The 25740-nt window shown below is 65.3% G+C and carries 23 protein-coding genes; 12 read left to right on the forward strand and 11 right to left on the reverse strand.

Going from position 1 to position 25740, the window contains the following annotated elements:
* The first annotated feature begins 54 nt into the window (after nucleotides 1-54).
* The gene (gene ligA, locus RAD04_RS12040) at nucleotides 55-2208 is read left to right on the forward strand and encodes an NAD-dependent DNA ligase LigA (protein WP_461623964.1); all 2154 of its coding nucleotides are present in this window, start codon (nucleotides 55-57) and stop codon (nucleotides 2206-2208) included.
* 167 nt (nucleotides 2209-2375) lie between these two features.
* Here ligA and RAD04_RS12045 read toward each other — a convergent pair whose 3' ends face one another.
* Both RAD04_RS12045 and RAD04_RS12050 read right to left on the reverse strand, forming a co-directional pair.
* Nucleotides 2376-3650, reverse strand: coding sequence for a multidrug effflux MFS transporter (locus RAD04_RS12045; protein WP_461623965.1), 1275 nt, complete (start codon nucleotides 3648-3650; stop codon nucleotides 2376-2378).
* Between the two features lie 303 nt (nucleotides 3651-3953).
* Nucleotides 3954-5783, reverse strand: coding sequence for an aminopeptidase P family protein (locus RAD04_RS12050; RefSeq protein WP_461623966.1), 1830 nt, complete (start codon nucleotides 5781-5783; stop codon nucleotides 3954-3956).
* A 186-nt stretch (nucleotides 5784-5969) separates the two neighbouring features.
* Between RAD04_RS12050 and RAD04_RS12055 the strand changes: the two genes are divergently transcribed.
* Complete coding sequence (locus RAD04_RS12055) at nucleotides 5970-6149, forward strand: hypothetical protein (protein WP_018322541.1); 180 nt, start codon at nucleotides 5970-5972, stop codon at nucleotides 6147-6149.
* A 124-nt stretch (nucleotides 6150-6273) separates the two neighbouring features.
* Here the strand turns inward: RAD04_RS12055 and RAD04_RS12060 are convergent, their stop codons facing one another.
* Nucleotides 6274-7161 carry a 50S ribosomal protein L11 methyltransferase gene (locus tag RAD04_RS12060; protein WP_092253440.1) on the reverse strand — a complete coding sequence of 296 codons (888 nt, stop codon included), beginning with the start codon at nucleotides 7159-7161 and terminating at the stop codon, nucleotides 6274-6276.
* A gap of 161 nt (nucleotides 7162-7322) precedes the next feature.
* Here RAD04_RS12060 and RAD04_RS12065 point away from each other — a divergent pair, with 161 nt between their 5' ends.
* Entirely contained in the window at nucleotides 7323-7478 is a 156-nt protein-coding gene (locus RAD04_RS12065; RefSeq protein WP_018322539.1) for a Flp family type IVb pilin, read from the forward strand.
* Nucleotides 7479-7752: 274 nt separating this feature from the next.
* Here RAD04_RS12065 and RAD04_RS12070 read toward each other — a convergent pair whose 3' ends face one another.
* A complete protein-coding gene (locus tag RAD04_RS12070) occupies nucleotides 7753-9363 on the reverse strand; it encodes a phytoene desaturase family protein (protein ID WP_461623967.1) in 1611 nt (536 codons plus the stop codon).
* Between the two features lie 228 nt (nucleotides 9364-9591).
* On the opposite strand from RAD04_RS12070, the gene RAD04_RS12075 reads away from it, so the two are divergent.
* Nucleotides 9592-11871 (forward strand): fused MFS/spermidine synthase, encoded by a 2280-nt coding sequence (locus RAD04_RS12075; RefSeq protein WP_461623968.1) that lies wholly within the window; start codon nucleotides 9592-9594, stop codon nucleotides 11869-11871.
* 39 nt (nucleotides 11872-11910) lie between these two features.
* Here RAD04_RS12075 and RAD04_RS12080 read toward each other — a convergent pair whose 3' ends face one another.
* Nucleotides 11911-12906: a glycerophosphodiester phosphodiesterase gene (locus RAD04_RS12080; RefSeq protein ID WP_461623969.1), complete on the reverse strand. Its 996-nt coding sequence runs from the start codon at nucleotides 12904-12906 to the stop codon at nucleotides 11911-11913.
* A 131-nt stretch (nucleotides 12907-13037) separates the two neighbouring features.
* Between RAD04_RS12080 and RAD04_RS12085 the strand changes: the two genes are divergently transcribed.
* Both RAD04_RS12085 and RAD04_RS12090 read left to right on the forward strand, forming a co-directional pair.
* Nucleotides 13038-13496 (forward strand): hypothetical protein, encoded by a 459-nt coding sequence (locus tag RAD04_RS12085; RefSeq protein ID WP_461623970.1) that lies wholly within the window; start codon nucleotides 13038-13040, stop codon nucleotides 13494-13496.
* Nucleotides 13496-14290 carry a hypothetical protein gene (locus RAD04_RS12090; RefSeq protein ID WP_461623971.1) on the forward strand — a complete coding sequence of 265 codons (795 nt, stop codon included), beginning with the start codon at nucleotides 13496-13498 and terminating at the stop codon, nucleotides 14288-14290. The genes RAD04_RS12085 and RAD04_RS12090 overlap by 1 nt, the downstream gene beginning before the upstream one ends.
* 2 nt (nucleotides 14291-14292) lie before the next feature.
* Here RAD04_RS12090 and RAD04_RS12095 read toward each other — a convergent pair whose 3' ends face one another.
* Nucleotides 14293-15087, reverse strand: coding sequence for a L,D-transpeptidase (locus RAD04_RS12095; protein WP_461623972.1), 795 nt, complete (start codon nucleotides 15085-15087; stop codon nucleotides 14293-14295).
* Nucleotides 15088-15390: 303 nt separating this feature from the next.
* Between RAD04_RS12095 and RAD04_RS12100 the strand changes: the two genes are divergently transcribed.
* Entirely contained in the window at nucleotides 15391-15717 is a 327-nt protein-coding gene (locus RAD04_RS12100) for a hypothetical protein (protein ID WP_461623973.1), read from the forward strand.
* Between the two features lie 7 nt (nucleotides 15718-15724).
* Here RAD04_RS12100 and RAD04_RS12105 read toward each other — a convergent pair whose 3' ends face one another.
* Together RAD04_RS12105 and RAD04_RS12110 are read right to left on the reverse strand one after the other, a co-directional pair.
* Entirely contained in the window at nucleotides 15725-16486 is a 762-nt protein-coding gene (locus RAD04_RS12105; protein WP_018322533.1) for an ABC transporter permease, read from the reverse strand.
* Nucleotides 16483-17406, reverse strand: a complete 924-nt coding sequence (locus tag RAD04_RS12110; RefSeq protein WP_104463460.1) for an ABC transporter ATP-binding protein — start codon at nucleotides 17404-17406, stop codon at nucleotides 16483-16485. The genes RAD04_RS12105 and RAD04_RS12110 overlap by 4 nt, the downstream gene beginning before the upstream one ends.
* 290 nt (nucleotides 17407-17696) lie before the next feature.
* Between RAD04_RS12110 and RAD04_RS12115 the strand changes: the two genes are divergently transcribed.
* On the forward strand, nucleotides 17697-18416 hold the full coding sequence (locus RAD04_RS12115) for a hypothetical protein (protein WP_461623974.1): 720 nt from the start codon (nucleotides 17697-17699) through the stop codon (nucleotides 18414-18416).
* A gap of 28 nt (nucleotides 18417-18444) precedes the next feature.
* On the opposite strand, the gene RAD04_RS12120 is transcribed toward RAD04_RS12115, so the two are convergent.
* Nucleotides 18445-19623, reverse strand: coding sequence for a cytochrome P450 (locus RAD04_RS12120; RefSeq protein ID WP_461623975.1), 1179 nt, complete (start codon nucleotides 19621-19623; stop codon nucleotides 18445-18447).
* 14 nt (nucleotides 19624-19637) lie between these two features.
* Nucleotides 19638-20846: an ABC transporter substrate-binding protein gene (locus RAD04_RS12125; RefSeq protein WP_461623976.1), complete on the reverse strand. Its 1209-nt coding sequence runs from the start codon at nucleotides 20844-20846 to the stop codon at nucleotides 19638-19640.
* A 100-nt stretch (nucleotides 20847-20946) separates the two neighbouring features.
* Here RAD04_RS12125 and RAD04_RS12130 point away from each other — a divergent pair, with 100 nt between their 5' ends.
* Nucleotides 20947-21441 carry a MarR family winged helix-turn-helix transcriptional regulator gene (locus tag RAD04_RS12130; RefSeq protein WP_461623977.1) on the forward strand — a complete coding sequence of 165 codons (495 nt, stop codon included), beginning with the start codon at nucleotides 20947-20949 and terminating at the stop codon, nucleotides 21439-21441.
* A 180-nt stretch (nucleotides 21442-21621) separates the two neighbouring features.
* The gene (locus tag RAD04_RS12135) at nucleotides 21622-22563 is read left to right on the forward strand and encodes a LysM peptidoglycan-binding domain-containing protein (protein ID WP_461623978.1); all 942 of its coding nucleotides are present in this window, start codon (nucleotides 21622-21624) and stop codon (nucleotides 22561-22563) included.
* Between the two features lie 46 nt (nucleotides 22564-22609).
* Here RAD04_RS12135 and RAD04_RS12140 read toward each other — a convergent pair whose 3' ends face one another.
* Nucleotides 22610-23683, reverse strand: coding sequence for a tartrate dehydrogenase (locus RAD04_RS12140; protein WP_461623979.1), 1074 nt, complete (start codon nucleotides 23681-23683; stop codon nucleotides 22610-22612).
* A 146-nt stretch (nucleotides 23684-23829) separates the two neighbouring features.
* Between RAD04_RS12140 and RAD04_RS12145 the strand changes: the two genes are divergently transcribed.
* Entirely contained in the window at nucleotides 23830-24747 is a 918-nt protein-coding gene (locus RAD04_RS12145; protein WP_461623980.1) for a LysR substrate-binding domain-containing protein, read from the forward strand.
* A 35-nt stretch (nucleotides 24748-24782) separates the two neighbouring features.
* Complete coding sequence (locus RAD04_RS12150; RefSeq protein WP_461623981.1) at nucleotides 24783-25607, forward strand: aspartate dehydrogenase; 825 nt, start codon at nucleotides 24783-24785, stop codon at nucleotides 25605-25607.
* Nucleotides 25608-25740 lie beyond the last annotated feature (133 nt).

A 25740-nucleotide genomic window follows, 5' to 3' on the forward strand; every position in this document is an offset into this window, starting at 1 on the left:
CACGGGATTTCCACACGCCTTTACCGTGCTACCGCTCCGTCGTATCCAAGCACCATGGCCAGAGCAGCAAAATCCAAAGCAACACCGCTTCGCGACGTCGCCGACCTCACCAAGGCCCAGGCCAAGGTCGAGCACATGCGGCTGGCGCTCGAGATCGAGGGGCATAACGAGCGCTACTATCAGGAGGACGCGCCCACCGTCACCGACGCCGAGTACGACGCGCTGCGCCAGCGCTTCAACGCGATCGAGAAGCGCTTTCCTGAATTCGTCACCTCGGACTCGCCCTCGCAGAAGGTCGGCGCGGCGCCGTCAGGCCGCTTCAAGAAGGTCCGGCATTCCGTTCCGATGCTGTCGCTCGACAACGCCTTTGCAGAAGAGGACGTGCGCGACTTCGTCGGCCGCATCGTGCGCTTCCTGAAGCTCGACGACGACAAGATCAATTTCTCCGCCGAGCCGAAGATCGACGGCCTCTCGATGTCGCTGCGCTACGAGGGCGGCGAGCTCGTCACCGCGGCGACGCGCGGCGACGGTGCGGTCGGCGAGGATGTCACCGCCAACATCCGCACGCTCGAAGACGTGCCGCAGAAGCTGAAAGGGCGCAACGTGCCCGACATCTGCGAGGTGCGCGGCGAAGTCTACATGACCAAGAGGGCGTTCCTCGCGCTCAACGAGCGGCAGAAGGCGGCCGGCGACACCATCTTTGCCAATCCGCGCAATTCGGCGGCCGGTTCGCTCCGGCAGAAGGACCCGACCATCACGGCCTCGCGCCCCCTCGGCTTCTTCGCCTATGCGTGGGGGCAGATGAGCGCGATGCCGGAAGGGACGCAGAGCGGCATGATCGGCTGGTTCGAGCGCTGCGGCTTCAAGACCAATCCGCTGACCAAGCTGTGCCACTCCGTCGAGGAGCTGGTCGCGTTCCACCAGAGCATCGAGGAAGAGCGCGCCGAGCTCGACTACGATATCGATGGCGTCGTCTACAAGGTCGACCGCATCGACTGGCAGGAGCGGCTCGGCTTCGTCTCGCGCACGCCGCGCTGGGGCATCGCGCACAAATTCCCGGCCGAGCGGGCCATGACTGTGCTGCGCGACATCGAGATTCAGGTTGGTCGCACCGGCTCGTTCACGCCGGTCGGCAAGCTCGAACCGGTCGGCGTCGGCGGCGTGATCGTGCAGAACGTCACGCTGCACAACGAGGACTATATCAAGGGCATCGGCAACAAGGGCGAGGTGCTGCGCGAGGGGCGCGACATCAGGATCGGCGACACCGTCGTGGTCCAGCGCGCCGGCGACGTGATCCCGCAGATCGTCGACGTCGTCCTCGACAAGCGGCCGAAGAGCGCCAGGGAATTCTCCTTCCCGAAGAAGTGCCCGTGCCCGCTGCACACCGACGTTGTCCGCGGCGCAACCGCCGCCGGCGAAGAGGAATCCCGCGCCCGCTGCAGCGGCGAGTTCGCCTGCCCCTATCAGAAGATCGAACACCTCAAGCTGTTCGTCTCGCGCCGTGCTTTCGACATCGACGGTTTAGGGGAGAAGCAGCTGCAGTATTTCTTCGACGAGGGATGGGTCAAGGAGCCCGCCGACATCTTCACGCTGGAGAAGCGCAACGCGAAGCTGAAGCTCGAGGAGATCGAAGGCTACGGCGCGACCTCGGTGCGCAACCTGTTCGGCGCCATCGAGAGTCGGCGCACAATCGCGCTCGAGCGCTTCATTTATGCGCTCGGCATGCGTCATGTCGGCGAGACCACGGCGCTGGCGCTGGCACGCGGCTACGGCTCGTGGGACGCCTTTCATGACGCCTGTCTCAAGGTCGCCAAGGGCGACGAGGAGGCGATGGCGGAGATGGACGCGCTCGACCAGATCGGTGACACCGTGATCAAGAGCATCGCCGATTATTTCGGCGAGAGCCACAACCGCGGCATCGTCGAGCGACTGACCAAGGAAGTCGAGATCGTCGACGCCGAGAAGCCGAAGAGCAACTCAGCCGTCGCCGGCAAGACGGTGGTGTTCACGGGCTCGCTGGAGAAGATGACGCGCGACGAGGCCAAGGCGACTGCGGAGCGGTTGGGCGCCAAGGTCTCAGGCTCGGTGTCGAAGAAGACCGATCTCGTCGTTGCCGGTCCTGGCGCGGGGTCGAAGCTGGCCGAGGCCAACAAGCACGGCGTCAAGGTGCTGACCGAGGACGAGTGGCTGACGCTGATCGGGGAGTGAGGGTTCGCGCTTTGCGCCACACACTCCGCCGTCATTCCCCGCGAAGGCGGGGAATCCAGTACGCCGCAGCCTATCCGTATCCCCGCAGCGTCTCTGGAATACTGGATCCCCCGCCTTCGCGGGGGATGACACCGAATGCAGGGTGACGCCGTCGCGCCCAGCGACAGCTACATCATCCTGCTCTCTTCCTCTTCCGCCTGCTTGATCAGCGTCTCGCTCACCGTCATCTCGCGGCGGGGGACGACGAAGATCATCACGCAGGCACAGAGCAGCGAGATCGCGAGGACTGCGGCGGTGAGTGGCAGCGTCGTTGCGGAGTGGCCGCCGAGATAGGCGCCGAATTGCGACATCAGCGCGCCGATGCCCTGTTGGAGGAAGCCCATCGTGCCGGAGGCGGTGCCGGCGGCTTCGGGGCGGATGCTGATGGCGCCGGCGGCCGAATTCGCCATCACGAAGGCATTGCCGGCCATCACGATCATCTGCGTGCCGAACAGCCAGGCCGGGGCCTCGTTCCAGCCGATGATACTCCAGAGCAGGTTCGCAAGGCTGCCGGCGAGTTGGAGGGCGAGCCCGAACCAGATCAGTTTTTCCAGCGAATGCCGCGGCGCAAAGCGCACGCAGAGCAGATTTCCGACGAGAAACGCAAAGCCCGAGGTCGCAAACCAGGCGCCGTATTCGGCGCTGCTGCGGCCCATCTGCGTCACCACGATGTAGGGGCCGCCGCCCGCGAAGGTGAAGATGACCTGGGAGGCCAGCACCTGGCACATCACATAGCCGACGAAGGCGCGGTTGCGGATCAGGATGCCGACGTCGCCGCGGAAGCCGCTGCCGGCGGCGCGGCTGCGCCGCGTTTCGGGCAGCGCCACCGCGATGCCGACGGCGACAATGATCGCGGCGATGGTGATGGTGTAGAAGATCGCGCGCCAGCCGAACGCGGTCTCGATCAGGCCACCGGTCAGCGGCGAAACCATCTGCCCGATCATCAGCGCCGCGACCACGAGGCTGATCATCGAGGCGACGCGGTCGCGCTCGTAGATGTCGCGGATGATGGCACGGCTGATCACCATGCCGGAGGCGCCGCCGAGCGCCTGGAAAAAGCGCGCGGCGATCAATTGCGGCAAGGTCTCGGCGAAAATGCACGCGACGCTGGCCACGACCATCAGCGCCAGCCCTCCGAGCAGCACCGGACGCCGTCCGAACCGGTCCGACAGCGGCCCCATGATCAGCTGCGACAGCGCGATGCCGACCATGTAGAGCGACACCGTCATCTGCGCGATCGAGATGTCGCTGCCGAAATTCGTCGCCAGCACCGGCAGTGCCGGAACCAGGATGTAGAGCGAGATCGGCGCGATCCCGGTCATCACGACCAGCAACAGCAGCACCAGGCGCGACGTCGCGAGGTTGGCCGCCGCTCCCGGCGGCTTGCTGATCATGCCGTGCATTGGTGTCCGTCTTTCGAGTTCGAATCGACTGTAGCGCGCTCGCGCAAGACGGATATCGGCGTTTCGGAATGCGGCTATACGGATTCCGGGATGGTGATAATGGGGGCGCAACGGCGACCGATCGGGCTATGGCTCGTGCCAAAAGTTCGGTGTCATTCCCCGCGCAGGCGGGAAATCCAGTACGCCGCGGCTTATCCGGATACGTCTGCTGTCTCTGGGATGCCCCGCCGGGGCATGACAGTGAGTTTGAGATGAGAGCCTTGCACAATTCGCGTAGTGCTATGCGTCGCACTCTGGCGCGCGCTACGCCTTCAGCTCCGCCGTCGCCTGATCGAGCCAGGTCTGTGTCGCTTCGTCCAGCGCGGGCCGTACCTCGGTCCGGACGCGCGCGTGATAGGCATTGAGCCAGCCGAGCTCGTCGCGGCTCAGCATCGCGACATCGATGAGGCTGCGGTCGATCGGCGCCAGCGTCAGCGTCTCGAACGCGTTCATCGGCTTCTCGGCGCCCTTGATGTCGGCGGCCACCACCAGCTCCAGGTTCTCGATGCGGATGCCGAAACCGTCGGTCTTGTAATAGCCGGGCTCGTTGGAGAGGATCATGCCGCGCTTCAGCGGCGTGGTGCCGAGCTTCGAGATCCGCGCCGGCCCTTCGTGCACCGAGAGATAGCTGCCGACGCCGTGACCGGTGCCGTGCTCGAAATCGACGCCGGCGGCCCAGAGATATTGCCGCGCCAGCGTATCGAGCTGCGCGCCCGTGGTGCCGTCCGGAAAGACGGCGCGCGCGATCGCGATATGGCCGCGCAGCACGCGGGTGAAGCGGTCGCGCATCTCGGCGGTGGGGTCGCCCACCGCCATGGTGCGCGTGACGTCGGTGGTGCCGTCTTCGTACTGCGCGCCGGAATCGATCAGCAGCAGGTCGCCGGGCGCGATCCGCCTGTTGCTCTTGCGGGTGACGCGGTAGTGCACGATGGCGCCGTTCGGGCCGGTGCCTGAGATGGTCGGAAACGATACGTCCTTCAGCGCGCCGGTGTCGCGGCGGAACGTCTCCAGCGCCTCGACCGCGTCGATCTCGGTGAGCTTGCCGCTTGCGGCCTCGCGATCGATGAAGGCGAGGAAGCGTGCCAGCGCCACGGCGTCGCGCCGATGTGCCGTCTGCGTGCCCTTGATCTCGGTCGCGTTCTTGACCGCCTTGAGCAGTGCAATCGGATCGCTGCCCCGCACCGGCTTGCCGCCGGCGCCCGCGATCAGGCGGCTGAGCGCATCGGCGGCCGTGGCACCGTCGAGCGCGATCGCAGCGCCGCTTTTGGCCAGCGCCATCAGCGTCGGCGCCATCGCATCGGGCTCGCGCACGTCGGCGGACTGCTCGAGGTGGTCGCGCGTGAGGTTGGAGAGTTTTCGATGGTCGATGAAGATGGTGGGGCGACCGTCCTTCGGCACCAGCGCATAGGACAGCGGCAGCGGCGTGTGCGCGACGTCGGCACCGCGGATGTTGAAGGTCCAGGCCACCGCGTGGCTGTCGGACAGCACCAGCGCGTCGGCGCCGAGCTTGACGATCTCGGCCCTGATCTGCGTCACCTTCTCGGCTTCAGTGACGCCGGCATTCTGCAGGCTGTGCACGGCGACGGGGGCGAGCGGCGGCTGCGGACGGTCCTGCCAGATTGCGTCGATTGGATTGCTGTCGACCGCGACCAGCTCGGCGCCGGCCTTGGCGCAGGCGGCGGACAGGCGCTCGGCTGCCGCAAAAGTGTGCAGCCACGGATCAAATCCGAGGCGGTCACCGGCCTTCAGATGCCCCGACACCCAGCTCTCCGGCGGCGGATCGATCAGCGATTCCACGGCCCAGGCCTTTGCATCGACCTGCTTGGCGGCCTGAAGCGTGTAGCGGCCGTCGACGAACAGTGCGGCCTCCTGGGTCAGCACCACCGCGAGTCCCGCCGAGCCCGTGAAACCCGTCAGCCAGGCCAGTCGCTCTTCCGACGGCGGCACATATTCGTTCTGCTGCTGATCGGCGCGCGGGATCACGAAGCCGGTCAGCTTGCGGCGGGCGAGCTCTTCGCGAAGTGCGGCGAGCCGCGCCGTCAATGCGACGCCGGCCTCCGGCTCCTCGAATGTCTGGAAGTGTGCTTCGAACATGGTGGATCACTCTAGGATCATGGGGACGAGTCCGCAATCTGGACGCATTCGCGTCGCATCTGGCATGGACTGTGCTTGAATGGTTCCATTCGAATTGAGTGGAGTAAAGGATGCGGCAGTTGCGCTTCGTCCGGATGACAGGGAAATTCGAGCAGGTGGTTCATCTCAACGGCGAGGGGACACACGATGCCAGCATTCACGTTTGAAAAGATTACGCCGCCGGTGCGTCGCGCCCCGACTGCTGCGGCACCGAAGAAGCCGCGCGGCGTTATGCGCCAGATGATCGACCGTATCGCCGAGCGCCGCGCGAGGCGTAGCTTGCAGGACGAGCCTCCGATGCGGCGGGACGAGAAGCCCGCGGAGTAGGGCGGCGGAATTCCGTAGGGTGGGTTAGCCGAAGGCGTAACCCACCACGTCTTTTCCCTCGGTGACAGAAGAGGTGGGTTACGCCGAGCGATTGCGCTTTGCGCAATCGCAGGGCTAACCCACCCTACGACACCTTCCGCAGCAACAGGCTGCTCCACCCCTCGATCCGCAGATGCTTCAACGGCACGAGGCCGCGCGCGCGATAGGCGGCGATCACGGCGGGGGCCTGGTGCGTCAACAGGCCGGAGAGGATGACGCGTGCGCCGGGCGCGAGATGCCGCGCCATCGGGCCCGCCAATTGCCTGAGAGGGTTGGCGAGGATGTTGGCCAGCACCAGGTCGAACGGACCGGCCTTTTCGAAATCCGGGGCGGCGAAGCCGGTGGCACGGATTACCCGCACCTGGTTGCCAACCTCGTTCAGCACCGCGTTCTCGGCCGCCACCCGCACCGACGGCGGGTCGATGTCGGAGGCGAGCACCGCGCGATGCAGCGCCTTCGCCGCCGCGATGCCGAGTACCCCGGTTCCGGTGCCGAGGTCGAGCAGGTTCCTCGGGCGGGAACTCTTAAGGACATGGTCAAGCAGCAGTAAACAGCCGCGGGTGGTGCCGTGGTGGCCGGTGCCGAAGGCAAGCGCCGCCTCGATTTCGATGGCGAGCTTGTTCGGCGCCACACGATCGCGGTCATGGCTGCCGTGCACGACGAAGCGCCCGGCCGGGACCGGGACGAGATCTTCCAGGCTGGCCTTGACCCAGTCCTTGGCCTCGACGGTGTCGAAGAGAAGCGTCGCGGCGATCGCATTTCCTGCTGAAGTTGCAACGAGTTCGCGCAGCCAAGCCTGATCTGGCGCTTCGGCAAAATGGAGCGTGACGTCCCACGGTCCGTCCGGCCGCTCGAAGGCCGCAACTGCCGCATCGCCGTCAAAAAACACCTCGGTGAGCACGTCGACGACGCGTCTTGCGTCGGCCTCGCTGCCGATCGAAAAGCTGGCGCGATGGGTAGGAGAAGGCTGCATCAGGGTTCCGTTGAGTTCAATTTTTGGAACTTTCGTCGTCGTTTTTCCGCATAGTTTGCGGTTCCCGATTAACCGGGCTGTAGGTTGCGCCCCGTATATTTTCGGATGTCGAAACCCACCAGCACAGCTTGGAATTGAAACGGAGGCGAGTTTTGAAGGGCATGGTTCAAAAGTTCTGGTCGGACGAGTCCGGCGCAACCGCGATCGAGTACGGCCTGATTGCCGCAGGTATCGCTCTGGCGATCATCACCGTGGTGAACAGCCTGGGCGTCACCCTGAACGACAAGTTCACTTCGATTAGCAGCTCCTTGAAGTAATTTCCGCCTCCATTTCCCAGCGGGGGCTATTTTTCTTTTGAGGTTTTTCCTGATCACCGCCCGCGAGGGGATACCCCTGGCGGGCGAGGTCGTTTTGGGCGAGCGTTCTCAGTGGATCTTCACAAATTGTCCACCGCTTGCCGGAACGCCGTCCACCCGCTTGTCCCGCGATTTTCCACCGGCTTTCCCCAAGTTCGGTCCCGACGCTCTGGCCCATGTATCCTCGGTCTGACCACAGGCCATTCAACAGCCAGTCCACAGCTCATCCACAGACCTATCCACGGCTTCCGAACAGCGACCGGTGATCTCTCAAGATCGTCTGCGCGGCGTTATGGCCGGGCGCACCGGTGACGCCGCCGCCGGGGTGGGCGCCGGAGCCGCAATGATAGAGGCCCTTCAACGGCCCGCGATAATCGGCATGGCCAAGCATCGGCCGCGCCGAGAACAACTGGTTCAAGGTCAGCGCGCCATGGAAGATATCGCCGCCGAGGAGGCAGAACTGCCGTTCGAGATCGAGCGGGGACAGGATCTGGCGGCCCAACACGCTCGTCGCAAAACCCGGCGCGTATTTGTCCACCGTCGCGATCATGAGATCGGCGACCTCTTCGCGATGGTCGTCCCACGATTGTCCGTCGGGAAGCTCCGGCGCGACGTGCTGGCAGAACAGGCTGGCGACGTGCTTTCCAGCTGGGGCCAGCGTGTCGTCGAGGGTCGAGGGGATCAGCATCTCGACGACCGGCTCCCGGCTCCAGCCCTGCGCCCGCGCATCGAGATAAGCGCGGTCCATGTAGCCGAGGCTTGGCGCCAGGATGATGCCGGAGCTGAGATGATCGCCCTCGCCCGGCAACGCCGTGAAGGAGGGCAGGCGGTCCAGCGCAGCGTTCATGCGGAAGGTGCCGGAGCCGTTCTTCCAGTGCCGGATGCGGGTGAGGAAGTCCGCAGGAAGCGCGTCGGCCGCGACCAGTCGCGTGTAGAGCAGCTTTGGATTGACATTGGCTGCGACATATTTGGCGCGGATGGCCGTGCCGTTCTCCAGCACGACGCCGACGGCGCGGTCGCGCTCGACGATGATCTCACGGACGCCGGCATCCGTTTCGATCACGACCCCGCGGCCCTGTGCCGCGCGCGCCATCGCCTGCGTGATTGCGCCCATGCCGCCGATGGCGTGACCCCAGATCCCTTTCTTGCCGTTCACCTCGCCGAAGGCGTGATGCAGCATCACATAGGCTGAGCCGGTGGCGTAGGGGCTGGCATAGTTGCCGACGATGGCGTCGAAGCCGAACAGGGCCTTGACCAGATCATGCTCGAAGCGCTCGTCCAGCATCTCGCCGGCCGAGCGGGTGAAGAGATCGAGCAGGCTGCGGCTCTGTTCCAGCGTGAGACCGCGCAGGATGTTGGCCGTCTTCCAGGCGTTGACGCCTTCGCGGACGGCCGCTGTGCCGAAACCGTCGACGAGGTTCGGCGGCGCGCGGAGCACGAACTGCCTGAGCACGTCGGCGATGTCTTCCAGCTCGCGTGAAAACCCATCGAGTGTGTCTGCGTCATGCGCGCTCAGCCGCGCGACCGATGCCTTTGTCCGTCCCTCGCCGGTCAGGAGATAGCTTCCATCCGGCGCGGGCAGAAAGTTCTGGGCGCGCCGTTCGACGATCCGCAGGCCCTGGTCGGCGAGCTTGAGGTCGCGGATCACCTGCGGATTGAGCAGGCTCACAGTGTAGGCCGCGACCGAATTGCGAAATCCGGGGTGAAACTCCTCCGTGACCGCGGCGCCGCCGACCACCTTGCGGCGCTCGACCACGCGCACGCGCAAGCCCGCGCTCGCGAGATAGGCCGCGCAGGTGAGGCCGTTATGGCCAGCGCCGATGATGACGACGTCGGTTTCGTTCATGATTTCCCTGGCGTCATTCCGGGGCGATGCGCAGCACCGAACTATGGTGCGGGCTCCGCACCGGAGAACCTCGAGGTTCCGGGTTCGCGCTTCGCGCGCCCCGGAATGACATCTCTATATCAGGCATTCCTCGCTGCAACATCACGAGTGCCTTTATTGCCCGTTCAGGCGCCTTGTGCTCCATTGCGCGCGTCCGGCGCCCGCCGGGGAATGTAGGCTGGAGCTTCCATGGATTCGATCGTGCAACCTGCCGCCACGGAGCAGCCGTCGTCCTCGCGCAACCGGCTGCTGCTGACGGCCTACACCGCTGCGATCTTCGTCAGCGCGCTGCTGCTGTTCTCGGTGCAGCCGCTGTTCACGAAGATGGTGCTGCCGCGGCTCGGCGGCTCGCCGGCGGTGTGGTCGGTGGCGATGGTGTTCTTCCAGTCGTTGCTGCTGGCGGGCTATGCCTATGCGCATCTGTTGATGCAGGCGAGGAGCCGCGTCGTACCGGTGGCCGTGCATCTGGTGCTGCTGATCGCGGCCTTCGCCACGCTGCCGCTCGGAATAGCCTCCGCCTATGGCGAGCCGCCCGCTTCGGGCTATGCGTTCTGGCTGCTCGGCCTGTTCGTGGTCTCGATCGGCCTGCCGTTCTTTGCGCTCGCCGCCAACAATCCGCTGCTGCAAGCCTGGTTCGTTCGCACCGGCCATCCCGCTGGGCACGATCCCTATTTCCTCTACGCCTCCTCCAACATCGGCAGCTTCCTGGCGCTGCTGTCCTATCCGTTCCTGCTGGAGCCGATGTTCACGCTGCATGCGCAGAACCGGTTCTGGACCGGTGGCTATGGCCTGTTGATCCTCCTGATCGCCGCCTGCGGCGTGTTGCTGTTGCGCTCGCCGAAGCTCGCAATGGCCGATGCGCGGACCGAGGACGCCAATGCGCCGGCGCCTGATATCGTGACGCGGCTGCGCTGGATCTTTCTCGCCGCGGTGCCTTCGGGTCTGCTCATCGCGGTCACCGCGCACATCTCGACCGATGTCGCCGCGGCGCCGTTGCTGTGGGTGCTGCCGCTGTCGCTGTACCTGCTCACCTGGGTCGTGGTGTTCCAGTCGCGGCCGCTGCTGCCGCACAAATGGATGTTGATGCTGCAGCCGGTCGCGATCGCGGGTGTCATCGTCCTGCTCGCCTTCGGCGGCGAGCAGAATTTGCTGCTGACCCTCGGCGGCCACCAATTGTGCTTCTTCGTCATCGCCATGGCTTGTCACGGCGAACTGGCGCGGACGCGGCCGGCGGCCAGATATCTCACCGGTTTTTATGTCGCGCTGTCGTTCGGCGGCATGGTCGGCGGTCTCTTTGCTGGCCTCGTTGCTCCCTTCACCTTCTCGTGGATCGCCGAATACCCGATCCTGATCGCGCTCGCCGCGCTGTGCCGCCCGGCCGCGAATGAGCGTCTCGCCGGCATCGTCAAATGGTACTGGCTGGTGCTCGCCGCGCTCGCGGTGGCGCTCGTCGCGCCGTCCTATACCACCGGCGGCCCCTCGACCTGGTTGGAGGATCACCGCGTCTGGGTCGCCGGCGCCGTCGGCGTGCTCGCAGCGCTGCTGGCGTTGGCGCTCAATGCCGGTCGCTGGAAGATCTTCGCCACCGTCGCGCTCGCGCTGGCGTTGATCCGCGTTTATCCGGCGGACGAGGGCCGGGTCACGACGGTGCGCAGCTTCTTCGGCGTGCACAAGATCGTGGTGACGCCCGGCGGCTATTTCCACGTGCTGATGCACGGCACCACCATCCACGGCGCCGAGCGCTTCCGCAACAATGACGGCACGCCGGTCACCGGCCGGCCGGAGCCGATCACCTACTATCACAAGGACGGAGGCATCGGTCAGGCCGTCAGCGCGATCCGCGAGCGCAAGGGCGCGCCGCTCAAGGTCGCCGCGATCGGCGTCGGATCGGGCACGCTCGCCTGTGCCGCCGAACCTGGCGAGGACTGGAAATTCTTCGAGATCGACCAGTCGATGGTGGATGCCGCGCGTGACCCCAAAAATTTCCGCTATATCTCGAGCTGCCTGCCGGACATGAAGCCGGTGATCGGCGATGCGCGCCTGACCTTCGCAAAGGAGCCCGACGGCGCCTACGACCTCATCATCGTCGATGCCTATTCGTCGGATGCGATCCCGATCCATCTCGCCACCGAGGAGGCGATGAAGATCTACAAGGACAAGCTCGCCCCGCACGGTGCCGTGGTGATGCACGTCTCCAACCGGCACCTCGATCTCGAGACCGTCGTGGTCGGCATTGCGGACGCCAACGATCTCAAGAGCTGGGTCTTCAACGAGGATTCCGGGCGTGATGGCGACTACATCTTCTCGACCGACGTCGTCATCTCCGCGCGCGAGGAGGCCGACATCGGTCGGCTCGCGTCCTCCAAGGTCTGGGAGCAGACCGAAGCCGACGACAGGGTGCGGGTCTGGACCGACGACTATTCCAACATCCTGGGCGCCCTGTACCGGCGTTTGAAGAATGGAGAGTAGGGCGGCACGACAACCGCGTCCGTGACACGAGACCGACGGTTACGGCACGACCGGCGTCCCCGCCGGCAGCACAATGCCCTTCTCGCCGGCAACCTCGCGCAGCAGATCGGGCCTGTCGGAAATGATCCCGTCGACGCCGAGCTCCATCATCCGCGCCATGTCTTCGCGCTTGTTGACCGTCCACACCACGACGCGCAATCCGAGCTCGTGGGCTTCCGCGATGAGCGCGGCGGTCACATCCCCGAAATAGGGCGACCAGATCGCACCGCCCGCCGCCTTGATCGTCCGCGGCAGCGAGCCGCCATGATCGGCCGGGCTGAAACCTGCCGTCCAGTTGGTGGCCTTGTCCAATGTCACCGTCTGGCCCGAGCCGCGCTGGAGCGTCAGGTACACCGTCGGTATCTTCGGCGCCTGCTGCTGGACGAGCTGCAGGGTTCTCCAGTCGAAGGACTGGATCATGACGCGGTCGGAGAATTTCTCGGCGTCGATCAGTCCCAGCAGCTTCGTGACAAAGGCTTGCGGATCGAGCGTCTCGTCCGGGCGATTCGGATCGATCTTGGTCTCGATGTTAAAGCGCACACGCGAGTTGCCGGATTTCCGTACCAGCGCGAACAGCTCGCTCAGGGTGGGAATGCGTGTCCCCGGCACGGCGCGCTGGTCGGGGAATTGTTTCGCATAGGCACTGTCCGGCCGGATCTGGCCGACGTCATAGGTCCTGACCTCGTCCAGCCGCAGTTTTACGAAGGGCGTGCCGGGCGGGGTAATGTAAGTCCCGCCTGCGCCGCGTGCGAGATCGGGATTGAGCCCGCGCTCATGCGAGACGACGATTTCGCCGTCCGCGGTGACGCCGACGTCGAGCTCCAGCGTGTCCACGCCCATCGACAGCGCGTTGGCGAAGGCCGGCAGGCTGTTTTCCGGCAACAGCGCTCGTCCGCCGCGATGCGCCTCGATATCAAAGGCCATATCTAGAGCCTTGGCTTGTCCCGTCATGAGAACCGAGAGCAGGGTCAGGATTATCGTGGCACGTGGCGGCATCGGGGATCGCAGCGCTCGTGAAAACAGGAGCTTATGAAATCTTTGCGCGTTTCGTCCAGTCTCGCGGTTGACGGCGGCCGTGGAAGGCAGAAACTGCGCCTCAAAAAGCAATGATACAGGGAGCCACTCACATGCGGCTTGTCTTCATCGGAGCGATGGTGGTTCTCATGGTTGGACAGACGGCAGCCAAGGACGTGCTTTCGGGCGCGAGTCTCTATGAAGATGTGGCGCGCTATGCTTCCTTCGGTCTGCACCGTTTCGGCTCTGCGGGCGATCGCGCGACCGCCGACTGGATTGCCGGCGAGCTTTCGGCCGCGGGCTTTGCAATCAGCTTCCAGCCCGTCGTGCTGGGGCGCCAATATGTCGTCGAGCAGGCCAGCGCCGAAGCCGCCGGCACGATTGTCGAGGCAACGCCATTCTGGTGGCCGCCGGAGGACCGGGCGAATTTCCGCCTGTCGGCGCCGCTCGCACGCGATGGCGATGTCGCCGGCAAGATCCTGTTGCTCGATCTGCCATTCGACCGGGGAGCCTATCTGGGGCCAACCCATCGTGTGAAGCGGCGGCGAAGAAGCCGGCAGCGATCTTGCTGATGATCGGCAATCCCGCCGACGATCGCTTCGCTTACAATGTCACGCAGGAGGATGCGCCCTGGCCGGTGCCGGTGATCGTGGTCGGGGCCAGGTCGAAAGCGACGTTCGAGCGCGCGCTCGCCGAAGGCGCGGCTGTCAGCTTCGACGTCAAGGGGCACTACGAACGCGATGTCACCGGCCGCAACGTGATCGCCGAGACCGGCGCCGGCCGCGGGCCGACCGTCGTGGTCTCCACGCCGATGACCGGCTGGTATAGCTGCGTCTGCGAGCGCGGCCCCGGCATTGCCAATTTCCTCGCGCTGGCGCGCACCGTCGCCGCCGAGAAATGGCCGGCGCATTTCGTCTTCGTCGCCACCGCCGGCCACGAGATCGGCCATGGCGGCATGGAGCTGTTCCTGAAGCACGGCGCGCCGGCGCCGAAGGACACGCTGGCGTGGATCCACTTCGGCTCGTCGAATGCGTGCTACGGCTTTGCGGAAGGTGCGCGCACCGATCGGCCCGAGGAAGAACGCTATCTCGTGCTCAGCAAATCCGCGGTTGCGCTCACCGATGAGGCCTTTGCCAAGGTCGCGGCAAAACGCCTGGTGACGGAGAAGCAGGCGGTCGGCGAGCTGCGCGACGTGCACGCGGCGGGCTACGCCAACTTCCTCGGCATGGCCGGCCGCCATCGCACCTTCCACACGCCGTCGGACGACCTCGCAGCGACCGGGCCCGAGATCCTCGAGCCGGTCGCACGCGCCTTCGTCGATGCTGCGCGAAAGATCGTGGAACGCGGCGACGCCGCGTTCAGATAGCGTCAGTTCTGGTAGTAATAGCCGCGCGGCTGGTAAACCTGCCGCGGCTGCGGTTGATAGTAATAGCCCTGCTGGCCGGAGCCTTGGTCGTAATTGGGACGCGGCTGCTGCTGGTAAACCTGCGCATCATAGAGCGGGCGTGTGCCGCGCGGTGCCGGATACCGTGCGCCGGTGTCGCTGCCGTCGGCCGGATAGATGTAATTGTCGTCCTGCGGCATGTAGCGGCGGGTGGGCTGCGCCGGCGGCGTCAGATTCACGGGATCGCCCGTGGTCGCGTACTGCTCTTCGGCGGGCTGCTGCGGCGCGCGGGCGACTGCATTGTTGGTGCGGCCGCGCGGATTGCGCGCCAGCGCCACCTGCGCCGAGCCGGTCAGCGTCACCGAGGTGTTGAGCACGCCCTGCTGCTGCACCAGCGCATAGAGTGTCGAGGCATTCTGGCGCGACAGCCGAACGCAGCCGTGGGACGCCGGCGAGCCGAGACGGCCGACCGAGTCGGTGCCATGGATGGCGTGGCCGACCTTGGTGAAGAAGATCGCGTGCGGCATCGGCGCGTCGTCGAATTCCTTGGAATAGTGATCCTCTTCCATCCGGAAGGCGCGGAACGCGCCGTTCGGCGTTTCGCGCGAGGGGATGCCGGTCGACACCGGCCAGTGATACCGCGCGACGCCGTCGACCGCGACGGTCATCTGCTGATTGTCCTTGTCGACGGTGATCTCGACCTTGGCCTGCGCGCTGCCCGCGCTCAAAAACATCAGTGAGGTGAAAGCGATAAAAAATGAACGCATCTGGAAACGCATTTGAATCCTGGCCTCCGGCCTGTTCACGCTAGGCGCCGCGGCTCTCCGTCCCCGGCGTGCAATATGCCTGCAATCCGGCTTTCGTTCCAGCGGCCTGCCTGCCCATCGTTAACGCGGCGCGGGGCGTAAGCAAGGCCGCTTTGTGCCGCGCCGCGCGCGGTGGCGCTGACATTTTCGCGAGCGCTGCGCCGTTCACAACGCCGACAATTCGTCACAAAGGCGCAACCATTTGGTCGCCCGGTGCGTTGACGATCACCTGCCTCGACAGGCGGCGTTCGCCGCCATTCACCTTTGGGATCGAAGATGAACAAAGCCCGCATCGCCGCCGCGCCGTCACCGGCCGGTTTAGCCGTCCGCTTGGCGTTCGCAATCGCCGCCATCCTGCTCGCGCTGTTGGCGCTGCCGCAAGCCGGCCACACCCAGGGCATCGTCCGCGGCGCCCAGGAAGGCTCGTACGAGGGCAACCGGATTGCCGGCCCCGTGGGCGGCGCGGTCGGAGGCGTCGTCGGTGCCGGCGTCGGCGGCGCCGTTGGTGCAGTCGAGGGCGTGCTCGGCATTCCCCATCGTCACTATCGTCACCGCTGCCACGGCTATTACGACGGCTATCACCGATTCCATTGCTATCGGTGATGACGCGTCAATTCTTCAGCCGATACCCCGTCCGAAAAATCCACCAGATCACGACGAGACAAATCACCAGGAACGCCAGCGTCATGCCGACGCTGACGGACATGCTGACGTCCGCGATCTCGTAGAAGCTCCAGCGGAAGCCGGAGATGAGATAGACGACCGGGTTGAGCATCGCCACCGTGCGCCAGGTGGGCGGCAGCATGTCGATGGAATAGAAGCTGCCGCCGAGGAAGGTCAGCGGCGTCACCACCAGCATCGGGATCATCTGCAGCTTCTCGAAGCCGTCGGCCCAGATGCCGATGATGAAGCCGAACAGGCTGAACGTCACTGCCGTCAGCACCAGGAAGGCCAGCATCCAGACCGGATGGTGGATATGCAGCGGCACGAACAGCCCGGCCGTTGCCAGGATGATCAGGCCCAAGATGATCGACTTGGTCGCCGCAGCGCCGACATAGCCGAGCACGATCTCGAAGTAGGAGATCGGTGCCGACAGGATCTCGTAGATGGTGCCGGTGAATTTCGGGAAGTAGATGCCGAACGAGGCGTTGGCGATGCTCTGAGTCAGCACCGAGAGCATGATCAGGCCCGGCACGATGAAGGTGCCGTAGCTGACGCCCTCGACCTGGCTGATGCGCGAGCCGATCGCGGCGCCGAACACCACGAAATAAAGTGAGGTCGATACGACCGGCGAGACGATGCTTTGCAGCAGCGTGCGCCAGGTGCGCGCCATTTCGAACAGATAGATGGCGCGGATGGCGCGGTGGTTCATGACGTCCTCACGAGATCGACGAAGATGTCCTCGAGCGACGATTGTGTCGTGTCGAGATCGTTGAAGCGGATGCCGGCGGTGCGGAGATCGCCGAGCAGGCTGGTGATGCCGGTGCGCTCGCCCTTGGTGTCGTAATCGTAGACCAGCGTCGCGCCGGCATCGCAGAGTTCCAGCTCGTAATGCCCAAGGCTCTCCGGCAGCGCGTCGAGCTTACCCTGCAGATGCAACGTCAGCCGCTTCTTGCCGAGCTTCTGCATCAACGTCGCCTTGTCCTCGATCAGCACGATCTCGCCCTTGTTGATGACGCCGATGCGGTCGGCCATCTCCTCGGCTTCCTCGATGTAATGCGTTGTGAGGATGATGGTGACGCCGGACTGCTGGAGGGTGCGCACCACTTCCCACATGCCCTTGCGCAGCTCGACGTCGACGCCGGCGGTGGGCTCGTCCAGGAACAGGATCTGCGGCTCGTGCGACAGCGCTTTCGCGATCATCACGCGGCGCTTCATGCCGCCGGAGAGCGTGATGATTTTGTTGTCCTTCTTGTCCCACAGCGAGAGGTCCTTCAGCACCTTTTCGATGTGATCAGGATTCTTCGGCTTGCCGAACAGGCCGCGGGAGAAGCTCACGGTCGCCCACACGCTCTCGAAGGCGTCGGTGTGCAATTCCTGCGGCACGAGGCCGATCAGCGAGCGCGCCTTGCGGTAGGAGGTCTGGATGTTCTCGCCGCCGACGAGGACGCGGCCCTCGCTCGGATTGGCGATGCCGCAGATGATGGAGATCAGCGTGGTCTTGCCGGCGCCGTTCGGGCCGAGCAGCGCGAAGATCTCGCCCCGCTTGATGTCGAGATTGACGTTTTTGAGCGCCTTGAAGCCGGACCCATAGGTCTTCGACAGGTTGGCGACGGAGATGATGGAGGACATGGATGGCCGTCAGGCTGAGGGGCAAAGGCTGAGGAGGGGAGGCTGGAACCTGCCGGGAACGGCGGGTCAGCGGAGCCCTGAGATAGGAACGCCTTTGCCGGGCCGCAATTGGCGAGAGAAAAATGGTCTCAAAACAGGCCCTTCGGTGGCAGGTTCCGGGCAGGTGTTGCGCGATGGTCACGGGCTGTGGCTAAGATTGCCATTCACGCGGCTCTTTGTTGCGTCTGCGAGCAGGCCATGGCTACGATTCCGGCCAATCGCAAAGCGTATTGTCCCCAGGGAAAACACCGATGAGACCGAACGGCCGTCACACCGCCGGCGCCAGCCAGTTGTCCGCCCTCCGTGTATGGGCGATCTGCCTGCTCCTGCTGTCAGCTGTTGCCATCAGCCCGACCACGGCCCGGGCGGCCCCGAGCCAGGCCCAGGTCGCGACCACGCATGTCTATCTGCTCCGCGGCGTGCTCAACATCTTCTCGCTCGGGCTCGACACGATCGGCGCCCGGCTCCAGGCGCAGGGCATCCCGGTGACGGTCGCCAACTTCGTCTCCTGGTCCTCGCTCGCCGATGAAGCCGCGACCGCCTACAAGGCCGGTCGGCTCAAGACCATCGTCCTGGTTGGCCATTCCTCCGGCGCGACCGCGCTGCCCGACATGATCGCAAAGCTCAACCGGCTCGGCGTGCCCGTGAAGCTCGCGATCGGCCTCGATTCCGTGTTCAAGACCAAGCTCTCGACCGGCGCGGAGCGTTACATCAACATCTATATCGGCGACGGTCCCGGCGAGCCGGTCAAGCGTGCCGACGGTTTCCGCGGCAAGCTCGACAATGTCGACGTGCGCGGCACGGGCGTCGGCCACATCTCGATCGACAAGAACGAGGCGATCCAGCGCCGCGTCATCGCCGAGATCGACGCCGCCATCATGCGTTCGCGCGCACCGGCTGTCCCGGTCGCCGAACCCGGCGCACCCCGGCAGGCGCGCTCGGCGGCCGCGGCCGCTCCGGCACGGAACTGAGCCGTCGCATGCTCCCGCGTGACGCCGTCTAAGCGGGCGTCACGCGGACCGGCATGCTCTCCAGCCCGCGCAGGGAATTGTTGAGCCTGCGCTTGGGCTCCGCGGTGAGCTCGATGGTCTTCACGCGCCTCGCAAGCTCGCCGAAGATCAATTCGCCTTCCAGACGCGCGATCATCTGACCGACGCAGGCGTGGATGCCTGCGCCGAAGCCGACATGGCCGGTCGCGGTCCGTTCGACCTCGAAGCGATCGGCTCCGTCCCATCGGGCCGGATCGCGGTTGGCCGAGGCCATGAACAGCAGCACCTTGCGGTGTGCCGGGATCACGCCGCCGCCGATCTCGACGTCGCGCGAGGTGGTGCGAAAAAACGTCTGCACCGGTGAGTCATAGCGCAGGCCTTCCTCGAAAGCGTTGCGCGCCAACTCCGGCCTGTGGTGGAGTTTTCGGTATTCATCCGGATGGGTGGCGAGCGCGAGCAGGGTGTTGCCGATGCCGTTGACGGTGGTGTCTATCCCCGCCGTGAGGAACGGCCGCACCAGGTGCGTCGCCTCGTGCTCGGTAATCTCGCCGTCGTCGGCTGCCTGGTAGATCATCATGCCGAGGCTGTCGGGCCGCAACGCATCTCGTGCGCAGCAGTCCATGATCCAGCTCTGGGCGGCGAGGCCGGCCTTGCGCGATGCCGCCAGCATCTCGTTCTCGGGGCCAAAGCTGTCGAACACGAATGTGCTCCAGGCCAGCAGCTTCTCGCGGCCGTCCGGCCGGATACCGATCGCATCCGGAAACACCTTCATCGGATAGGCTTCGGCAAGATCGGTGACGGCATCGAACGTGCCCTTGTCGATCAGCTCCGAGACCTTCTTCTCCGCCTCCTGCTGAAACGTCTCGCGCAGCTTCCTCGCGACGCCCGGAGACAGCGTGCGGCCGAGCACCCGCCGGCCCTTGTCGTGATCGGGCGGATCGATCTGGAGCGTCAGCGGCTTCGGCAGCGCAGGGTTCATCCCGTTGAGCCCGACGCCCTCGCCACTGATGAACGTCTTCCAGTCCTTCAAGGCTGGCTCGACCTCGCCATAGCCGGCCATCGCCCACACGCCGTAACGCTCCAGCGCGAACACGGGCCCGAGCGCGCGTAGCGCCTCATAGGCAGGATAGGGGTTCAACAGGAAGTCAGGTGCAAACGGGTCGACCTGACTGGAGGCGATGCCGCTCATGGTCAGCTCCGCTTCTATGGCTTGCTGAGCGGGCACTGGCCATCGCTCTCCGAGCGGAACGCGTCCTCGCCCTTGATGGTGGCGACGACCTTCAGCAGATCCCACGCCGAGGTCGATTCCTCGGGCGACTTGACCTGCAACAGGTAGAGCGGGTGGATCTTGCGACCGTCCTTGCGGATATAGCCCTTGCCGAACAGAACATCGTCGGTCGGCATCTCCTTCATCGCGGCGACGACGGCCTTGCCGTCCTTGGCGCCTCCGGCCTTGTCGACCGCCTTGAGATAGTGAATGACCGAGGCATAGACGCCGGCCTGCATGTCGTTCGGATAGGCCTTTGAGGGAATCCGTTCGGCGAAGCGTTTTGCGAAAGCGCGCGTGCCGTCGTTCAGATCCCAATAGAACGGGTTCATGATCTGCGCGCCTTGCGCAAACTTCAGGCCCAGCGCGGGAAGCCCGTTCATGCCGAGGATCAATCCGACCAGCTTGTGGTCCTTGGTCAGTCCGAACTCGGCGGCCTGCTTCATCGACGTGATGGTGTCGTCACCGGCATTGGCGAAGCCGACGACGTTCGCGCCCGACGCCTGGGCCTGCAGCAGGAAAGAGGCGTAATCGGCCGTTCCCAGCGGATGCCGCACGCTGCCGAGCACCTCGCCGCCGGATGCTTTCACCGCCTCCGCAGCCTGCTTTTCCAGATCGTGACCGAAGGCGTAGTCAGCGGTGATGAAGAACCATTTCTTGCCGCCTTGCTGCACGATCGCCTTGCCGAGACCGCGGCCGTAAGAATAGGTGTCGTAGGTCCAGTGCACGGTGTTCGGCGTGCACTTCTCGCCGGTCAGCAGCACCGTTCCGGCGCCCGATCCGACGAACACCTTGTTCTTCTCGGCGCTCATGCCGGCCACCGCGAGCGCGATCGACGAGTTCGGAAGGTCGAAGATCGCATCGACGCTGTCGTTCTCGTACCAGCGCCTGGCGATGCCGATCCCGATGTCGGTCTTGTTCTGGTGATCGGCCGCGACGACCTCCACCGGCTTGCCGGCGGCCTTTCCGCCATAATCCTCGACGGCCATTTTGGCGGCGACGACGGAGCCGACGCCCTGGTAGCTCGCGAACGGACCCGACTGGTCGTTCAGGATGCCGATCTTCACGACGTCCTGGGCAAACGCCGGCGCCGTGGCGAGCGTTGCGGCCAAAATGCACAGTTTGTGCAGGAATTTGCTGTTCATTGTGTCCCTCCCATAGGCGGTCTTGGTGCCGCTGAATAATAGTTATATTTTATAGCTATTTTTGAGAGTGTCAATTCGGCCGTCCCTTGGATTGAGAATCATGAGCCCGAAGCCTCTAAGACCCGGAGCCAAATCCACTCCGCAAAAGTCCGCTCCGCAGATGGAGAAATCGCTGGACCTGCGCGCTCTGCAGCGCACGCCCGGCTTCATGCTGCGCCTGGCGCAGCTGAAATTCTTCGAGGGCTTCTACGAGGAGTTCGCCGCCTTGGGCCTGACGCCCGCGACCTATGCCATCTTCGCCGTCATTCGCGACAATCCCGGCGTGCCGCCGAGCAGCCTCGCCAGCCTGCTCCGGCTGCGGCTGCCGAACCTGATCAAGATCTTGAACGAACTCGAATCGTCCGGTCTCATCAAGCGCAACCGCTCGAAGTCCGATCGCCGCGCCGTCGAGCTCATGCTCACGCCGAAGGGCGCAAAGCTCATTGCGGAGGGAGCAAGGCTGACGGAGCCCTATAATCGGAAGATGCTGGCGCCGCTCAGCGAGGCCGAGCAGCGCACGCTGCTCGAATTGTTGAACCGGATGCTGCCATTTTAGCCATTCGCGAGCGAGGATTGAGGCCAATCGCCGCAAAGTCCGGTCGCGCCGCCAGGCGTGCGGTGGGAGATTGCGCCCGGAGGGGATGCAGGCCGGTTCCGTGCCCCAAATTCCACCCAATCGGCCGTCACTAAGCCCGCGAGGGAGGTGATCGCCTCCCGTGGCGGGACTGCTGGACTGATGATTGATTTGAGGCGACTAGTCGCGCTGGCAGCCGTTGCGCTGCTCGTCCTGAGCCCCGGCATGGCCGCCGCCTCACCTGCCAAGTCCAAGGCCACCGCGGCTGCACCCGCCGCGCCGCCGCCTCCGCCGTTCGAGCCGTTGCCGCCGCCGAAAATCTACCTGTTCCGCGGCGCCATGGGCCCGATCTTCTCGACCGGCATGGACCGGCTCGGCGAGAAGCTGACACAGGCCGGCTTTTCCGCCGATGTCTATGAATTCACCCTATGCCGGTTCATCGGCAGCCGCGTCATCGCCAGCTACAAGGAGAAGGCGGCGCCGATCGTGCTGATCGGGCACTCCATGGGTGGTCTGTGCTCGATCGTCATCTCCGAGATGGCGGCCAAGGAGAGCATCCCGATCAGCCTCGTCATCGCCATCGATCCCGCGCATGCGACCGGCGACGTGCCGCTCAATGTCGAGCGCTTCATCAACATCTTCCTGTCCGATAGCGTGCTCGGCGGCGGCGACGTCGTCGCGGTCCCCGGCTTTCGCGGCCATTATGCGAGCTATGACCTCAAGGAAAACGCGCGCGTCTCCCACATCAACATCGAGAAGTCCGACGACATCCATCGCCAGATCGTCGAGATGGTGACGCAGTTGCCGCGCATTCCGCCGCAGACGCAGGCCGATGCCGTGCCGCTGCGCTACCTCGTCCCCGCGGACACCTTGGTCGAGTTATGGGACAGCGGCGCGCGGGTGCCGGTGCGCCGCGGCGACACCATGGAGAGCATCGCTGCAGCCAATCGCGTGCCGCTGTGGACGCTCGCGCAGAGCAACTCGCTAGCAGAGAACGCGCAGCTCACCCCGGGCCAGACTATCATCGTGCCCCGGCATCTGACGCCGCCCGAGCCCACGGCCGCGATGGCGACACCGCCGCCGGCTCCGGCGAAGCGGAAGTAGGGACGTTCTCCGCCTCTCCCTGCCGCAAGCGGCGTAAGCGAGAGTGCTACACATTCGAGCCGTTGATTGCGTCGATCACGGCGTCCGTCACTTCCTTCGTCGTCGCCTTGCCGCCGACGTCAGGCGTCAGCACGCCCGCCGCGCAGACGCGCTCGACCGCCGCCATCAGCCTCGAAGCGGCGTCCTTCTCGCCGAGATGCTCGAGCATCTGCGCGCCGGTCCAGAACGTCGCGACCGGATTGGCGATGCCCTTGCCGGTAATGTCGAAGGCCGAGCCGTGGATCGGCTCGAACATCGAGGGGAAGCGGCGCTGCGGATCGATGTTGCCGGTCGGCGCCACACCCAGGCTGCCGGCCAGCGCGCCGGCGAGATCGGACAGGATGTCGGCATGGAGATTGGTCGCGACGATGGTGTCGAGGCTCCTCGGATGCAGCGTCATGCGCACGGTCATGGCATCGACCAGCATCTTGTCCCAGGTGACGTCGGGGAATTCGCCGGCGACCTCGGCCGCGATCTCGTCCCACATCACCATGCCGTGGCGCTGCGCGTTCGACTTGGTCACGACGGTCAGCAATTTGCGCGGGCGCGACTGTGCGAGCTGGAACGCATAGCGCATGATCCTGGTGACGCCGACGCGGGTAAAGACCGCGACTTCGGTGCCGACCTCTTCCGGCAGGCCCTTGTGGGCGCGGCCGCCCATGCCGGCATATTCGCCTTCCGAGTTCTCGCGCACGATCACCCAGTCGAGATCGCCGACACCGACATTGCGCAGCGGCGAGGCGACGCCGGGCAGGATCTTCGTCGGGCGCACATTGGCGTATTGGTCAAAGCCCTGGCAGATCGGTAGCCGCAGGCCCCACAGCGTGATGTGGTCGGGCACATCGGGCGCGCCGACCGCACCGAAATAGATCGCGTCGAACGTCTTCAGCTCGGTGAGGCCGTCCGCCGGCATCATCACGCCGTGCTTCTTGTAATAGTCCGAGCCCCAGTCGAACGTCCTGACGTTGAAGGCAAGATCGCCGCTGCGCTTTGCCAGCGCCTCCAGCACGCGCACGCCGGCCGAGATCACCTCGGGGCCGATGCCGTCGGCGGGAATTGCTGCGATCGAATGGGTGCGCATGAGAATGCTCCGTGTGAGAGATCGGGCCGGCATATCAGGCCGGCTGCGTCGTCGGCGAATCTAGACGGGAGTGCAGGGCGGACTCAATTGGCGCTGGTTTATACAAAAAAATGATATAATCCTCGCGAGACGAGAGGATTTGCGGGATGGAATTGCATCAGCTCCGATGCTTCGTGGCGGCCGCCGAGCAGCTGCATTTCGGCCGCGCGGCGCAGCAGCTCCAGATGCTGCCCTCCGCGCTCGGGCGGCAGATCAGGCTGCTGGAAGAGGATCTGGGCGCGCGGCTGTTTGCGCGGACGACGCGCGCGGTGTCGCTCACCGAGGACGGCGCAACCCTGCTGCGCGATGCCCGCGCTATCCTCGCCCGCGTCGAGGCGGTCGAGAGCAATTTGCGCAACCGCTCCCGGGCGGGGACCGCGCGGCGGCTCCGGATTGGCGCCATCGACAGCGCAGCCGCCGGGTTGCTGCCGACCCTCTTGCGCGATTTACGCGCCAAGCATCCTGACATCGCGGTGCAGCTGCTCGAGGACAAGACCGTCCGGCTGCTGCCGAAGATCCTGACCGGCGCGCTCGATCTCGCCTTCGTTCGCCCGCCCGGTCGTGCGGACAAGCGGCTCGAATTCCGCGATCTGCTCCAGGAGACCGCGATCGTGGCGTTCCCGCAGCGGCACGCGCTAGCCGGACGCAAGTGGGTCACGCTGGCCGACATCGCCGACGAGGCGATGCTGGTGCCGGACCGCCGCTCGCGTCCGCACAGCCATGACCTCACGATCAAGCTGTTCGAGCAGGCAGGCCTGACGCCGCGCATCGTCCAGGTCGCCGACGAGAAGCAGACCATCATCAACCTGGTGGCCACGAAGCTCGGGGTTGCGATTGTGCCGCGCTGGACGGCGCGGATGGCGGTCACGGGCGTGCGCTTCGTGCCGCTGCGGCCAAGGCAGAGCGGGCCGGTCGGCCGCCTGCCGCTCGCCGCCGCGTGGCTGCGCGGCTCGCGCGATCCGGCCCGCGATGCCATGGTGGCGGTGCTCGAGGCACGCCTGCGTAGCTATGCGCGGGAGGCGTGAGGCGCTATGACGGAAGCCCGGAAAAGGTGAGTACGATGACTGAACAGAGAGCTTCGAGCGCGTTGCGGGTCGCCATTGCCGGGCTGGGTTCGATCGGCACGAAGATCGCGGCCGCGCTCGATCAGGGCATCGAGGGGCTGGCGCTGTCGGCCGTGGCCGTGCGCGATCCCGCCAAGCATCAGACCTTCATCGGCGGTCTGCGTCATCCGCCAAAGATCCTGCCGATCGATCAGCTCGGCGAGGTCGCCGACATCGTGGTCGAGTGCGCACCGAGCAGCCAGTTGCGCGCGATCGTCGAGCCTGCGGTGAAGCGCGGCAAGGCGGCGGTCGTGGTCAGCGTCGGCGGATTGCTCGACAATTTTGATCTCGTCGATCTCGCCCGCGCCAATGGCGGCCGCATCATCGTGCCGACCGGCGCGCTGATCGGGCTCGACGCCGTCAACGCCGCCGCAATCGGCACCATCCATTCCGTGAAGATGGTGACGCGCAAGCCGATCGACGGGCTGAAGGGCGCGCCCTTCATCGTTCAGAACAAGATCGACATCGACAATCTGCGCGAGCCGCTGAAGCTGTTCGAGGGCAGCGCGCGCGAAGCGGCGAAGGGCTTTCCAGCGAACGTCAATGTCGCCGTTGCGTTGTCGCTGGCGGGCATCGGGCCTGATCGTACCGAGATCCAGGTTTGGGCTGATCCAACCGTGACGCGCAACGTTCACCGCATCGAGGTCGAGGCGGATTCGGCGCGGTTCTCGATGTCGATCGAGAACATCCCGTCCGAGAATCCCAAGACCGGGCTGATCACGGCCTTGTCGGTGATCGCGCTGCTGCGCAAACAGCGCGCGACGTTGTGCGTGGGGACGTGAGCGATCGAAGCGCTCCATCACCGTCATCCTGAGGTGCTTGCTCTGGGACGCGAATGCGGCGCAGAGCAAGCCTCGAAGGACGACGGCCCGGCTGCATCTCGGCCGTTCATCCTTCGAGGCTCCCGGCGCGATG

Source organism: Bradyrhizobium sp. 25ACV (assembly GCF_054863005.1).